This is a genomic window from Puia sp. (genome assembly GCF_035546395.1).
Lineage (GTDB): Bacteria > Bacteroidota > Bacteroidia > Chitinophagales > Chitinophagaceae > Puia.
On record NZ_DASZXR010000016.1, the window covers coordinates 926,532 to 941,518 of the forward strand.

The window sequence follows — 14,987 nt, forward strand, 5'->3', positions numbered from 1 at the left end:
CGAACAAAAGGGCTCCAGGAACCAATCCTGCCCAGAACCAAAGAATTACCAGATTTGCTCAAATTTGGCAATTCTTTGAAAGCGAAGTCATTCACTTATCCCTCTCGGCCCTGGGAAAATTAGATCTCGAACATCCGACTTAGACTGTTACAACGGCAATTGCCGCCCGACTCGAAGTTCGCCAAATCCGATCCGGTTCCGCGATAATGACACCCAATCTCTGTGAACGATCATGTAAACCCTTATCCCTTGTCTCACCCAATAGGGAACTTTGGGTGTTTTCACGGGTCAGAAATCCAAATATTTTCCTGAATTTTCTCTCTTCGAATCCTCGAAATTGCTCACGGGGAAAAATTTACCTATTTTTCTGAATTATCGATAACTAAATATTATCTGGCATGAGCGATATTGTCCAAACCCTTAAATTTTTTGACAACGGCGATCAAAAGCGTGAGCGAGAAAATTTCCAAAATTTTCTATTCGACCGCGTAGATCAACGCCGAACCGAAAATCCAATTTCCTTTTATAGAAGCGATTTCAGGGGGGCGAGATTCTTATTCAATTATTTTTTCAAAAACAATTTCTCAAATGCCGACTTTATAGACTGCTACGTAGAAAGCACTGAATTTAAAGATTGTATTTTTAAATCAACTGAATTCTATAATTCCTACTTAGTTAACGTCAATATTCAAGAACTTACTTTCTCATCGACGTCCCTGGTTCGCCTTGTATTTGAAAATACTCAAATGAGCGACATTAAATTTTTATCGAACAATATACAGGAATGCAAATTCATTAACACATATATTGCCGACTGCTCGTTTGCGAAGACGACCATGGACGAGGTGACTTTTGACAAGGTAAGTTTTAAGAATGTGGATCTGTCAGCCATGACGGCCATCAATCTCTATTTTTCCAATTGCCGATTCGAAAATGTCACCATTGACGCAGACTATCTCGGATCTTACTTCTTTAAAGAGAAGTACATCGATCTTCTGCAATTGAAATACAGAGGAAAGTTGGTGAAGTTGGAGATCGACAAAGTTGAGCTTTTGGCAAATCTATTCAAGCTGTTTCTGGAAAAGAAGAGATATTACGAAGCGATTAATATTGTCGTTCAGAAAAACTTTATCGAGAGTAACAAGTCGTCAATCTATCCAATTATAAGATATTCTGCCTTAAGATTGATAGCGGATACCAATCAATTGGTTCGCATGTACCAAATTGAGAAAATGTTCAAGGTTCTTGAATACTATTTCAATACTGGATACATTAAGCTCTATGACTACTATAGAGTTATTAAATTCTTCGATGAAGTGGACGTATCTGGCCTGAGCCTCGATGACCAGCTAGTTATCATAGGTAAAAATCAACATCTGAAAAGCCTTGTTCAAATGTCCGTGATCGAAGACAATATGCTGGATGGCATCGATCCATCTGACCTCATCTATTTAGAAGTCGTCGTAGAAGATAGTGATGAACGGGAATTCGAAGAGATTCTGGAGGAAATTTTGAGAAAATATACCGGTGTTGATGTGGCGCGTAATAATATTTATTTTATTATTGGCAAGAGAAAAGGGTCGACGATCTATGAAGTGCTGATCTATTTGCCCCTCGGGATTTTGCTCATCAACAGTTTCACAAAATATCTCCGTAACAACAAAAGGAATAATAGAATTTCTGGGCTACGAACGGAATTAGCGTCCTCCGTCCTTCAAAAAATGGTCGACAAAGTTCACGAAGAGAATAATCCGGATGAGCTTCGCAAGATACTGGAAGTAGCTCAATTAGCAAGCAACCTTGACCCCGATGCCTTTAATGAAGATAAATCAACCCAACGATTGCTATCCCTTGTGAAAGCTATGCAAGGGCAGCCTGCTCACGTCTCTGAGCAAACGGGCTAGCTTGGAGCAAGGTAAACTCAGGTTGACCCTAAGACCCAGATTGTTATCTTCGAAGTAGCCCAGCCTATCGTTTGTCAGACCGACGATATGCAGCTGGGCCAATAAAAAATCAAGATATTTTTCCGTATCGATATGCCTTATCCGTTTGTCTTTATGGAACAGATAGGTAAAGTAGCCACAGTTGACGGGTGGTAGCAGATAGTCGGAATCTGCAACAACGGACTTCATAAGTTCGAAATTGGATTTTAAATCCGCGACCGACCTGTTAATGCGCTGCACAACCACATTTTCCCCTTCAGAGGTAAAAATCTTCCGCATGAATTCCGTTTGCACGGAGTTAAGCGCTCCATATAATGAATCCGATGTTCTGTCGATACCGTCGATAATAGCGGCACTGCCAAAAATAGTGGAAAACTTGATTCCATTAATAAGCAGTCGCTTCGACAAAGAGTCGATGAAACAATATTTTTCGCAGCCGGCAAGCACTTTCATTTTCCCGGCAGGCATCAGCTTATTTCCTCCATTCCAATTTAGGCCACCGAGAGAATGATCGACAATAAGCCAGGAATGATTTTTGTTGCAGATGTCAACCAACCGGGCATACGACGATTCGATAAAATCGACCCCGGTACTATAAACCGGATCGGTAAGGAAAACGGCATCAATGTACTGCTCGACTACCAGCGTTTCCAACTGACCCAGTCGCAAATCGAAGCCTTCCCGATTGAAAAGATGGTGATACACGATTTCAAATGGAAGTTTTTTTATGTTGGTCAGGAGAGAGAAGTAAGCCGGGGTAATAACGAGCAGCCTTTTGCAGCCAAGTAGGTGTAGCGCGCTTGTCACTAAGCTAATCGAAACCGTGGAACTTGGACTAATCGTAAGATCATCATCTTTATAGTGCAAGTGATAGGAAGTTTCCAAAAATCCTCTGATTTGTTCTTTTAACTGAAGTTGCTCATAGGGAAATAGATACTTTTCCGTTTTTTCCTTTGCGGCGTCAAATGTTGAATTAACTATTTCTACCAGCTCCTGATCACTTTCGGAGTAGCAATCCCAGTCGGAAAGAAAGCCCAGACTAGGCATCGGTGATTTTGATTGAAGGTTGTACACCTTTTTAAAAAGCCATTCAATATCATAATTCAATTTCATGGATAATATTTAGTTATCCAGCATTCCCGAGAAAAAGCGTGATATCTTTACGCGGATGCTTAGTCTCGAGGATCTTTTTTTGCTTAATCGCATTCACATGGGTGTATATCTGCGTCGTAACAATCGAGCTATGCCCCAGCATCACCTGAATATATTTGATATCAACTTCCTTCTCCAACAATAAGGTCGCAAAGGAGTGCCGAAAAACGTGAGGTGTCACCTTTCTCGTCATCCCGGCCTGTCTTGCAACTGCTTTAACCAAGTTGCGAATAGACTGGTCTGATAATTTTCGGCCAACCCTGTTGATGAAAAACCATCCGCCAGCCGAGTTGATGTCGCTTCTAAATAGAGAAAAATATTCGCGAATGGCCGAAAGAGCTTCCGCGCTGCAAACCTGTATTATCCGCTCCTTATCGCCCTTTCCCCGAATTGTCACCAATCCGTTGGAAAGCTGAAGGCTTTCAACCCGCAAATTCGCTATCTCTGAGACCCGGGCCCCTGTAGCAAACAAAAGCTCGATTACAGCAATATTCCTGATTGCCGACCGATATCTGTAACTTGCCGGATTATCTAGCAAATGTCTTCGACCATAGGTCGCACGAAATATACCGGTGATCTCTTGAATGTCCATAACAGACGGAAGCCGCTTAGGCTCTTTTATTCTTATACGCATCTTACGGAAAGGATTCAGGAGGATTGCGTCATCAAACTCAAGAAAATTAAACAAGGCCTTCAATGTTGCGACTTTTCGTTTGATCGTCTTTGGCTTAAAGCTTGACAAACTCGCAACATAATCTCGTATCTCAGTTTTTCCAACCTTATCTATGGAAATCCTACGACCTACGAACAAGCAAAATTGCTTCATATCACTTGAGTACGCTTTAATTGTTTTGGAGCTGAGAACCTTCTCGAACCGGCAATGCTGGAGAAATTGAAGACAGGCGGCTGAAAGCATCATAAGTTTAACTTTTCCCCACAATAACCGAAAAAAAAACCAGTTGGCGTCGGGTTTCCGACAAGTACCGTCGCCAAGAATTGTCGGTTCACATGGCCGCCTTTACAATGTCCCCATAGGGACGCAGGCCCGTTATGTTTGCTCACATAGCGGCATTTGCTTATCTTACCTTTAAGATTTGATATATCTATAGGTTCAATAGCAGGCGCCTGACAGCCACTATTTATGATGAAATCCACGAATTGGAAGCCAATCAAATGAGGATTACACATAGATCCCCTAACGTTAAATTGCGGGTTATTCAATTAACAGCACTGATTTTCTTTACAGTATCAGGAGGCCCTTTCGGCCTGGAGCCACTAATATCAAACGCAGGCAAACATGGCTCGCTGTTAATACTGCTTCTTATTCCTGTTTTCTGGGTTTTGCCGATTGCAGTGTCAGTACTTGAATTAAACGGAATGATGCCTTTGGTAGGCGGCTACTATCAGTGGATTAAACGGTCGCTAGGCCTACGCTGGGCATTTTACATGGGATGGTGGACATGGCTGAACGCCTTTATTGACCTCGCAATTTACCCTAAGCTGTTGGTTGAATATGCAGCCTTTATTATCCCTTCGATTACGAATTTAAAAATAATTATATACTTGTCGATTGTTTGGATAAATGCAGGACTCAACATAAGAGGAATTGTTCCTGTCGCCAAGACCACTATTGTACTGGGTACGCTATTGATCACGCCATTTTTACTATTATTTGTTGCGACCTTTTTTCATAACGCTACACCTATAATAATCCCCAAATTGTCTTTTAAAGGAACGGATCTATCCTCCCTTGGGTTAGCAACGTATATTGTGATTTGGAATTTCATGGGATGGGACGATATAACGACCTACTCAAACGAAGTCGAAAAACCGGCAAACACATACCTACTTTCAGTCTGCATTGCATTTTGCGTCATTTTCAGCATCTACTTTCTCTCCACATTGGTCGCAATTAATTCGAATATTTCTCCATCTGTATTTGGCAACGAAGGATTCCCCGCGCTAGGGTCTATGGTAGCCGGAGAGTGGCTCGGGATATTGATTTCTTTAGCTGGAATAGCCAGTGCGCTCGGCCTATTTTCTTCAATACTTCTTTCTATCTCTCGTGTGCCGAAAGCAATTGCAGAAGATGGCATATTGCCGGCAAAATTTTCCGAGCCACATCCAAAGTATCACACACCCTACGTCTCCATAATTATAAGCGCCTTGTTTGTCAGTTGTCTATCATTATGGACGTTCAACGACCTTGTCATCGTGGACGTCTTATTGTACGGCGCCAAATTGGTACTTGAAATGATAGCTCTTATACGCATGCGTCAAAAATCCCCTCATGAATATCGTCCGTTTAAAATTCCATTGGGAATTCCCGGATTGATAGTCGTAGCGTCCTTCCCATTGGCCATATTATTCATTGTCATTTTAGCCCTGATATTGTCCACAAAAATGAAATACACACTGTTATGGGCAATTTTCCTTCTGTTTACAGCGGACCTGGCATGGCGAATTAGAAGCCGTAAGCGCCGTGCCCAATAAATTCTGTGGATAGGTTGATATCCCAATCGCTTATACATGTTGACGTTTTTCCGACTTAAAATCGACCAAAATCGCACTTTTATTTGCCGATATAAAGTCTGCATATCGACCTGATTAACATTAGAGTGACCAATCTGAAGGCCGGCTTTAATCTAAACACATGTGCCAAAAAGGAACATCTCAAATTGCATCAATTGTTTATCTTGCCACACACAAGTTCTTTCACCGAACACCCAACAACTCGCCGGAAACCGGCGAACGATTGGCGAACGACGCGAATAAATTATTGAATACCAGGCCAAGTCTTGTGCGCATCCCGCGCACTTTTAAGGCCTTGTAAATAACTGATTTACAAGGCTTTTTTAATTCCCGTGAGTCAAATTTGTGTCGCTTTTTTTCGCTTTCAAACTTATTTCTTGACACAAATTTGACTCACGAAATGACACACGAAAAAACTGCGATTCGAACTCGCACAAAACGACAAAAACATCCCCGTTTTTTCCCCAAAAAAAGCCCTCAAATCGGCTGTTTGACACACGATCTGACACACGGCCGATTGTTGAAACCAAGCCCACCCCGCCATATTGACCTGCCGCAGTCCCACACCGCCAACACCGAACTGACACGCATCATCGCAGCCGACATACCGATCGAAAACAAATTTCCAGCTATCGACTCGGATTCTATTCAGTTCCCATCGCTTTCCGCCACTTATGCCCTAGGCATCTCCGGTAAATCCTCGCTACCCTTCTTTTGTGCTTCAACCGGCATGGCGTTTGACACAATATTCTTCACCTTACAAAACGCAGGGATATGAAAATTGAGAAAAGGAAAAACAGTAAGGGCGACAAGGCTTACTTCTATATTGGAAATGGCCGTAAAGCCGGAGAACGGACAGCTACAGGGATTTTCGCACAGCAACTGTCCGTATCCGGACAATTTCCTTCCGTTGATCATTATAAACCGTTATATTTGAATACATAGCAAACTGGCATCCTGTTTGGCCAATACTGCTATCTACTACATCTAAATTGCCGGCTTATGTGGCTGTTCTATCTCAAATCCTCCGTTCGATCGATCAGACGTAAACAATTCTTCTCGATATTGAACGTCGCCGGTCTCGCCGTCGGCATCACCATCTTCCTCCTCTCACTCGAATTTTTTAGCTACGAAACAGGTTTCAACCGGTTTCACAACCACCTTGGAAACCTCTATCGCGTGGGCATCTCCGGCACAGATGGCAAAACGGCCGCCGTTTTCCCTCCCCTTGCCCCACTCATGCAAAAACATATCCCGGGCGTACACCGGGCAGTACGCCTGGCCCCGAACTTCAACGATGGCGCTATTATCTCCTGGCAACCAGATTCCGCCAATACCGCTCCACGCGTTTTCCGCGAAGACGATTGCATCTTTGCAGACGCCGCCTTCCTCGACGCCTTCAATTTTCCAATGGTCGAAGGCACAAACGGCCTCGATCAGACCAATACGGTCGTTATCACGACTTCCGTTAAAAAGCAGCTGTTCGGCGAGGTAAATGCCATCGGGAAAACCATCGTACTGCACAACCAATTTGGTCAGCTTCCGGTAAGAGTAACGGGCGTAACCGCAGATATTCCGGCGCAAAGCGACATTCGCTTCCGCTACCTGTTCTCCATTCACATCCTTGATGATCCAAAATATACGGAAGGCTCTGACTGGGCTCGCCTTACCACCTGGGGCAATGACTCTTATAACACCTTCGTTTGGCTGGATCCACAGGCCGACCCAACAACCGTCGCCTCAACCGCCACGAGACTCTGGCAGCAGAACGATCCCGAATATGCCAAAAAACGCGGCGCTATCTTTCTCCAGCCGGTAAAAGAAATGCATCTCGGCGCCGGATGGAATGACGACAACCCCAGCTTTGCGTCCTACGGCCTGGCAAATACAGTGCTCCTGCTCGGGATACTCGTGCTGGTGATTGCCTGGATCAACTACATCAATTTCGCCACCGCCGACGCCCTCACCCGCGCAAAAGAGATCGGCATTCACAAGGTCACAGGCAGCAGCACCTCCCAGATAGCCTGGCGTTCCGTCACCGAATCGACGCTCCTTAACCTTTCAGGAATCGGCGTCGCCATTATCCTTACCGGCATCGTGCAGGGCCTGTTCAACTACGTTACCGGAAAACCCCTCGCATTAAGCTACATCGCCAACCAGGGCATGATCACCGTCGCCATCGCTACGCTCGTCGCCGGCAGTCTGGTCTGTGGCGCATATACAGGATTGCTGCTTTCCCGGCTAAAACCTATCACCGCGATCCATCTCAACAACCCCGGCAAACTAGGCCATTCGCTTGTTCGCAAAGGGCTCGTCATCTTTCAATTGGCCGTTTCCTGCCTTTTCATCGCCCTTACCCTTGTGGCTTTCCAACAAGTACGCTTTATGAAACACCAGGACCTGGGCATGAATTTGGACAGACTGATAGTCATCGACGGCCCTGTCTTAAAAGACTCGACATTCAAAACAAAATCAACCCTCTTCAGAACAGAACTCGCCCGCCTTCCATTTGTCAATCAGTTCTCCTGCTCAGGCAGTGTCCCAGGTATCGGCTCCGGTCATAATTTTTCTGCGGACGGCATCACCGGATCCGTTCCCCGTACCGGCGACGACCGAACCGCCTATTCCATCTCCGAAGTGGATGAAAACTTCTTTCCCACTTACCAGATACCCTTGCTTTTTGGCAGCAATTTCAGCCAGGCCGACGCAGACAAAGGATTTCAAGGCGACCGGCTGATCATAAATGAAACTGCCGCACGCACCCTCGGTTATGAACCTTCGACCGCGGTCGGTAAACTCATCCGCTGGGGTAAACCTTTTACGATCGTTGGAATCGCCAGGGACTATCACCACCGATCGCTAAAAGAACCCATCGAACCCATTATCTATATTCCCGTTCATAACAACAGCCATTACACTATCAAGACGGACTTTTCAGGATTGAAACAAAAAATGGCTTCTATCGAAACCCTATACACGAATTTGTATCCCGGCAATTCGTTCAACTGGCGTCCCCTGCAGGAAACCTTTGACCAGCTATATGCCGATGACCAGCGCACCGGCGTCATCGCCCTCAGCCTCTCCGTACTCGTCATCGTCATATCAGGCTTAGGCCTGGTCGGCCTCGCCGCCTTTACAGCCCGCCGCCGGACAAAGGAAATGGGTATCCGAAAAGTGCTGGGCGCCTCCACTCCATCCCTCTTCGTCCAGATGTCCAGGGAATATATCTGGCTGGTGCTGATCGCATTTATAATTGCCACCCCCGTAGCCCGGATCGCAACCCGCCAGTGGCTCGACGGGTTCGCTTATCGCATCCATCCGGGCTGGCCGATTTTTGCAATGGCAGGCTTCCTCTGCCTCTGTTTCACGCTTCTTACCATCACCTTCCACACCCTCAAAACTTCACTCGAAAATCCCATCCGTCAATTGCGGACAGATTGACCCATTGTAATACACCCTGCAATTACAAAAAAAGTCAAAGCTGTTACGGGAATCCATAAATTTATTTCTTTCAATCAAGACCTTCGTCAACCCGGTCGAGCCATCTCCACACCCGATCTTCCTTCTGTCTCCTGCGCAAAACCGGTCCCATCTCCATTCTTTGTGGTTTTCCGTACGCCCACTCGCGCACCCTCTCCCCACATCGTCGCCTTGATTTTTTTATCTGCAAACAAAATAACTTTAGATCATCAGCAGACGCATGTGTCTGCCAACATGAGAAAATTGTGATTCTTCTTGGCGAAGCCATTCCTCCTCCCCATCTTTTTCTCGACCCATAACGATCTGCATCTTATTCCATTACCGTTCAAAACATCTACATGGAAGAACAACTTGTCGACCTGCCGGTCATCTTGTCCAGGGAAAACCACCTGTCGCAAAAACTGGACGAAGTACTGACATATATAGGCAAAACACCTTTGAGGAAAATGCGCTTCTCCGACGTCAATCTTTTTGTAAAACTCGAATATCATAACTACTCGGGTAGTATAAAAGACCGTGCGGTCTTCAACATCCTGTCAAACGCTATAAGAAGAGGGGCTATAACCTGCAGGACCTCCCTTATCGAATCCAGTTCCGGCAACTTTGCCATTTCCCTGGCATCGATGTGCCGCCACCTTGGCATTTCCTGTACCGTCGTCATCGATCCCAATATTAACGCCGACTACGAACAGGTCCTTCAATTGCTCGCCGACCGGGTCATCAAAGTGGCCGATCGAGATGAGACCGGCGGCTATCTCCTCACCCGCCTGAAGAAGGTCAAAGAGCTTTGCACGCTTGATCCGGAAATGTATTGGACCAACCAATACGAAAATCCGGACAACTACCTTGCATATTATGAGGGAATGGCAATGGAGATCGCCGGAGCATTCAATAAACTCGACTATGCCTTCATCGGCGTCAGCACCGCAGGCACGATCGCGGGTCTGTCCCTGCGGCTAAAAGAACTCTTCCCGGATATCCGCATCGTCGCCGTAGACGTGGAAGGCTCGGTCATTTTCGGCTCGGCCCCCAAAAAAAGATTTCTCTCCGGTCTCGGCGCCAGCAAAGTTCCTCCGCTCATCGGGATGGCACGAATCGATGAGATCATCACGCTCCCCGAATCTCAGGTAGTGGAAGGCTGCTGGAACCTGCTGAAAGAGCAATCCATCCTGGGTGGCGCCTCCGCCGGGGCCATGTATGCCGCAGCCAAATGTTACTTCAATACACACCAGGTTGAAAAAAATGCAAACGCCGTCTTTCTTTGCCCTGACAAGGGATCCGCCTATATGGACACCGTGTTCAATAAACAATGGGTCAAAAAAACCTACCATCAATAAAACTACTTGGCATGTTGTATCTCGACGAATCAGGACTCCCGGACAAAACCATCGCCTGGCAAGGAATTGCCGATGTGATTGAAAGCGCAAGTCAATGTATCCGCAACAAGGACTACGTACAACCCTTAAAACCCTATCTGCGTTTTGGAGATCCCCGCAACCGCATTATCGCCATGCCTGCATTTATCGGCGGAATGTTCAATACCGCCGGTATCAAGTGGATCGCCAGCTTCCCGGACAATATTCACCATGATCTTCCGCGCGCGAGTTCCGTCACCATTCTCAACGACGCCCGCACCGGAATTCCTTATTGTATCATCAACGCCACGCGGCTTAGCGCGATACGCACAGCTGGAGTTTCAGCCATGATCCTCCGCAAATATCTTCACAAAATAAATCCCGCACCCGGTTCACTCCGCATAGGACTCACCGGCGCAGGCCCCATCGGCATCAAACATATCCAGATGATCGAGACGATTGCGGGCGACAGCATCGCCAGTATTCGCGTCTTCGATATCCGTGACATTGACGAAGCGGCCTTTCTTGACAATTTCCACGGAAAAGTGGAAATAGCCGAGAGCTGGCAGGAGGCCTACGCAGACGCAGACATCTTCATCAGCTGCACGGTATCAAGCCAACGATATATAGATCTTCCACCCAAAAAAGGTTCCCTCCACCTCAATGTATCCTTACGGGATTATTGCATTTCAGCCATGCGACACATGGATATCATCGCCGTGGATGACTGGGACGAAGTTTGCCGGGAAAATACCGACATCGAACAAATACATCGGGAAGGGTTGATACAACGCGGAACCGTCCTATCGATTGGCCAGAACGATTTTGACGACCGCTTTGCCGCCATCCCCCACCGCCAGACCATCATGTTCAACCCAATGGGCATGGCCGTTTACGACATAGCGGTCGGCCGCCATTTCTTTGAAATGACGCATGTGCAGAGACAACTTCAGGCCATCCCAGAACTCGCCTGACAGGTCATCGCTCATTCTCACCAACTTGGCCATGAAAAACGATACTTTTAGCACCATCCTTCATTTTCTTCACTGGAACGCCCTCAACGACCCGCGTAAGGATGCCTTCTGCTTCCTTAACGAAAAAGGCGTTCTCACGGAATGCCTTTCCTACGCCGAACTGGACCTTTATGCATTTAAGGCGGGCGTTCATCTTCAAAAGCTCACAACGCCAGGTCAACGCATCCTGCTGTTGTTTCCCGAATCCATTGACTTCGTAAGTGCGTTCTTCGGCGCACTCTACGCCAACCTCATCGCCGTTCCCGTGCAGTATTCCTACAAAGAGATCATGCCCCATCGCCTCAACCACATCATCAACGACTGCAAACCTTCTCTCCTGATGACGACAAGGGAGGTCGCCAGACACATCACCACCAGTCATCCCAACCTGGTCCAGAATCTGCATTCGAAATTGGCCTTGTGGGAAGACGTGCTCACCAGTAGCGATATCTTCACGGCACATCATATTGATTCGTCGCAAAAAGGCGCATATATCCAGTACACCTCGGGCACCACCGGCAAACCCAAGGGCATCCTCGTCATGCATGACAAACTATTGAACAACCTCAGTGATATGGCGGCCGTAGCCGAACACAATTCCACCAGCTCCACGATGTCCTGGCTGCCCTTCTTTCATGACATGGGCCTCATCGCCGGCATCCTCCTGAGTGTCTACAACGGCGTCACTTCCTGTCTCATGTCTGCCACCAACTTCCTTAGTGACCCGGTAAGCTGGCTGTATAATATCTCCCGATTCAAAATAACCCATTCTATTGCCCCCAACTTTGCCTTCGAGCTTTGCCTGGCAAACGCTGGCCGCCGCAACAAAAACTCGCTGGACCTAAGCCACCTGCGCTACCTCGCCAATTGCGGCGAGCCGGTTATTCCCGAGACCATCCTCCGGTTCGAACAACGATTCAGAACGGCCCACCTGAAAAAGAACGTGATCAAACCTTGCTACGGGCTCGCCGAAGCCACATTAAAAGTCACTGCCCCCTCGATGCTCTCGCCCGTCGAATACCTCTGGGTAGACGCGGAACAATTAGTTGAACATCGGATCGTCGTTACTCCTCCTCGTGCGAAAGGATCAAGGTTGCTCGTCGGATGCGGCAAACCGCCTATTGACACGAATATCCTCATCGTCGATCCGGAAAGCAATGCCCCCTGCCAGCCCTCCACGATCGGGGAGATCTGGATCTCCGGACCTTCAGTCGCCCGGGAATACCTCAACGACAATGAAGCGAGCTCGTACCGCTTCAACGCTTCGCCGGCTGATTCCAACGACCAAAAACAGTATCTCCGGACGGGCGATATGGGTTTTTTCTACAACAGAGAATTGTATATCATGGGTAGGCTCCAGGATCGGCTCCTGCTGAACGGCCGGTTTCAATACCCGCACGAGATCGAACAGTGTGCGGAAAAAGCCCAGCCCGCATTTCGACGAGGAAGGACCACCGCCTTCTTATATGACAAGGAGGGAACCCAACTCGTCCTAATCACATCCATGAACCGCGTCAACTCCCAAAAAACCCGCTTTCCAAACGACCTATTCGAGCCCGTTACAAAATCCGTTTCGCAGGCCTTCGGCATCCGTTCCATTCGCATCTGCGTCGTTAAGCCGTCGCATATTGCCGTCACCTCCAGCGGTAAGCTGAAACGAAGTGAGATCCAGGAAAAATACCATCAGGGACTTCTTCAGCCCCTCTACGAATATTCATCCGTGTCCTGAGACAATTCCTCATCTGACCGCGACCACGTAGACCATTCCAGCCAAAACAAACCCAGTCATGATCAGCCTGAAAGAGAAGCCGATCGGCATCACCGCATCCGAACCGGGAACTCCTGCCGGTAATTGCTATACTTCCATCTCGGCAGGCGAAAAAGCGATGTGTTTCCTTTGCGCCGAAGATCCTCATTCCAGTCGATACAACGAAGGCGTCCTGTTCAGGGTCCCTGTTCAAACAGACCTTGCCCGTCTCCGTTCTGCGTTTACCCGGCTGCTTTACCAATATCCCGTCCTCCAGTCGACGTATAGCCAGGTGAATGGCCAATTTGTCCGGCAGATCAAACCTGAGGCACCCGTAGATTGGATGCTGGTAAACAATACTCCCCTGTCCAGGCATCAATTGGACAGGTCCATTCAGCAATATTTCAACGAACCCTTCGATCTGGCCACCGGCCCCCTTTTCCGGGTCAGACTCTTTCTTTCCGGGGAGGACGAATGGCTTGTATTGGCTTCCGTTCATCACATCGTTTGCGATGGATGGTCCCTAAACCTGCTCTTTCCCCAATTGGTAGCCGCCTGGCATTACCGGGATAACCAGGACCCTGCCTGCTTAATCGCGTCTGAACCCGACTATCCGCTCTTTATTCATCGGGAAAGCGAATATCTTCTTTCGTCCGATGCCCGGCAATCTCTCGCTTTCTGGCGGGAGAGCCTCGCCGCCATTCCTGCGCGGGTGGATCTCAGCCCCGGTCATAACCCTTCCACGAGCCAACGGCAATCGATCCCGTTTCACCTCACCGGTGACAACTACCGGGAGATCCTCGCCGTCGCAAAGAGCACCAATACCACCCCATTCACCGTTATGATGGCAGCGTATCAACTGCTGCTGGCCCGTTATTGCAACCGCTGGGAAACGTTCATCGGTATTCCCTGGTACAACCGGCCGACCCGAGATATGCGCTCCGTCGTGGGGTACTGTGTTAATACACTGCCCTTATACCAGATGCTCGACCCTTCTATGAGCGTCGTCCATCATTTGCAGGACCTTCACCGGCACCTAAAACAATCCATCAGTCATGGCCGCTTTCCCTTCAGCCTTCTCAATGACGAGCATCGGCATGCCAACGAAGGGGAGCCCATCCCCCTGCAATTTTATCTGTCTTTCCGCCGGGGATACGAACATTCGCCAGTCCTCGGCAGCAACTTTCTGCCGGAGTTCGATATAAAGCTGATCAAACAACACTCGTTATTCGACATCCATTTGGAAATCATCGAAGAGAAAGCGGGTTTCGCCTGCCTTTTTCAATATGACCCTCGCCGGGTAGCAGCCGATCTGGTAGCGGCGGCGCCCGGGCATTTCAAGCAGTTGCTGCACTTGGCCTGTACTGCTCCGGAACTTCTGTTGAGCGACCTGGAATTTCTATCGGCTGAACAGCGTAATGAATTGCTAACCCTCGCCCAAGGGCCCGTTCGCGATTATCTTCTCGACGGCGGCTTCCCCGCCGCCTTCCGCCGCTCCGCCTTCCAATATCCCGACGCCCTGGCCGTCGCCGACGAACACCATCAGTGGACCTATCAACAACTCGATCAGTATTCGGATCAGCTTGCCCGCACCCTCAAACAACAGTGGACGATCCAACCTGGTCAGATCGTCGGCGTCCTGCTGGAACGATCGGTACTTTGGGCCGCCGCCCTGCTGGCCATCGGCAAGACCGGCGCCATCTATCTGCCGCTCGACCCCATCCAGCCCATCGACCGCCTCCGGTTCTTCGTCTCCGACGCCGGC

11 protein-coding genes are annotated in these 14,987 nt (G+C 48.1%); 9 read left to right on the top strand and 2 right to left on the bottom strand.

Going from position 1 to position 14,987, the window contains the following annotated elements; all coding sequences use genetic code 11:
- Window positions 1-398 precede the first annotated feature (398 nt).
- Window positions 399-1,904 carry a pentapeptide repeat-containing protein gene (locus VHE34_RS25025; protein ID WP_325593052.1) on the top strand — a complete coding sequence of 502 codons (1,506 nt, stop codon included), beginning with the start codon at window positions 399-401 and terminating at the stop codon, window positions 1,902-1,904.
- Here the strand turns inward: VHE34_RS25025 and VHE34_RS25030 are convergent.
- Together VHE34_RS25030 and VHE34_RS25035 are read right to left on the bottom strand one after the other, a co-directional pair.
- Window positions 1,845-3,056: a pyridoxal phosphate-dependent aminotransferase gene (locus VHE34_RS25030; protein ID WP_325593054.1), complete on the bottom strand. Its 1,212-nt coding sequence runs from the start codon at window positions 3,054-3,056 to the stop codon at window positions 1,845-1,847. The genes VHE34_RS25025 and VHE34_RS25030 overlap by 60 nt on opposite strands.
- Before the next feature lie 13 nt (window positions 3,057-3,069).
- Window positions 3,070-4,014: a tyrosine-type recombinase/integrase gene (locus tag VHE34_RS25035; RefSeq protein ID WP_325593056.1), complete on the bottom strand. Its 945-nt coding sequence runs from the start codon at window positions 4,012-4,014 to the stop codon at window positions 3,070-3,072.
- A 239-nt stretch (window positions 4,015-4,253) separates the two neighbouring features.
- Here VHE34_RS25035 and VHE34_RS25040 point away from each other — a divergent pair, with 239 nt between their 5' ends.
- The 8 genes from VHE34_RS25040 to VHE34_RS25075 form a co-directional block, all read left to right on the top strand.
- The gene (locus VHE34_RS25040; protein WP_325593058.1) at window positions 4,254-5,588 is read left to right on the top strand and encodes an APC family permease; all 1,335 of its coding nucleotides are present in this window, start codon (window positions 4,254-4,256) and stop codon (window positions 5,586-5,588) included.
- A gap of 439 nt (window positions 5,589-6,027) precedes the next feature.
- On the top strand, window positions 6,028-6,405 hold the full coding sequence (locus VHE34_RS25045; RefSeq protein WP_325593060.1) for a hypothetical protein: 378 nt from the start codon (window positions 6,028-6,030) through the stop codon (window positions 6,403-6,405).
- Complete coding sequence (locus tag VHE34_RS25050; protein WP_325593061.1) at window positions 6,402-6,572, top strand: hypothetical protein; 171 nt, start codon at window positions 6,402-6,404, stop codon at window positions 6,570-6,572. The genes VHE34_RS25045 and VHE34_RS25050 overlap by 4 nt, the downstream gene beginning before the upstream one ends.
- Before the next feature lie 57 nt (window positions 6,573-6,629).
- Window positions 6,630-9,068, top strand: a complete 2,439-nt coding sequence (locus VHE34_RS25055; RefSeq protein ID WP_325593063.1) for an ABC transporter permease — start codon at window positions 6,630-6,632, stop codon at window positions 9,066-9,068.
- 377 nt (window positions 9,069-9,445) lie between these two features.
- Complete coding sequence (gene sbnA / locus VHE34_RS25060) at window positions 9,446-10,444, top strand: 2,3-diaminopropionate biosynthesis protein SbnA (protein ID WP_325593065.1); 999 nt, start codon at window positions 9,446-9,448, stop codon at window positions 10,442-10,444.
- Between the two features lie 11 nt (window positions 10,445-10,455).
- On the top strand, window positions 10,456-11,436 hold the full coding sequence (locus VHE34_RS25065; protein WP_325593067.1) for a 2,3-diaminopropionate biosynthesis protein SbnB: 981 nt from the start codon (window positions 10,456-10,458) through the stop codon (window positions 11,434-11,436).
- A 31-nt stretch (window positions 11,437-11,467) separates the two neighbouring features.
- Complete coding sequence (locus VHE34_RS25070; protein WP_325593069.1) at window positions 11,468-13,204, top strand: fatty acyl-AMP ligase; 1,737 nt, start codon at window positions 11,468-11,470, stop codon at window positions 13,202-13,204.
- Between the two features lie 58 nt (window positions 13,205-13,262).
- Window positions 13,263-14,987: condensation domain-containing protein (locus VHE34_RS25075; RefSeq protein WP_325593071.1), on the top strand; the 1,725-nt coding region annotated here is incomplete at its 3' end.

Coding starts and splice junctions, on each gene's coding strand:
- VHE34_RS25025 (WP_325593052.1), top strand. CDS start 399: ATGAGCGATATTGTCCAAACCCTTAAATTTTTTGACAACGGCGATCAA.
- VHE34_RS25030 (WP_325593054.1), bottom strand. CDS start 3,056: ATGAAATTGAATTATGATATTGAATGGCTTTTTAAAAAGGTGTACAAC.
- VHE34_RS25035 (WP_325593056.1), bottom strand. CDS start 4,014: ATGATGCTTTCAGCCGCCTGTCTTCAATTTCTCCAGCATTGCCGGTTC.
- VHE34_RS25045 (WP_325593060.1), top strand. CDS start 6,028: ATGACACACGAAAAAACTGCGATTCGAACTCGCACAAAACGACAAAAA.
- VHE34_RS25050 (WP_325593061.1), top strand. CDS start 6,402: ATGAAAATTGAGAAAAGGAAAAACAGTAAGGGCGACAAGGCTTACTTC.
- VHE34_RS25055 (WP_325593063.1), top strand. CDS start 6,630: ATGTGGCTGTTCTATCTCAAATCCTCCGTTCGATCGATCAGACGTAAA.
- sbnA (WP_325593065.1), top strand. CDS start 9,446: ATGGAAGAACAACTTGTCGACCTGCCGGTCATCTTGTCCAGGGAAAAC.
- VHE34_RS25065 (WP_325593067.1), top strand. CDS start 10,456: ATGTTGTATCTCGACGAATCAGGACTCCCGGACAAAACCATCGCCTGG.
- VHE34_RS25070 (WP_325593069.1), top strand. CDS start 11,468: ATGAAAAACGATACTTTTAGCACCATCCTTCATTTTCTTCACTGGAAC.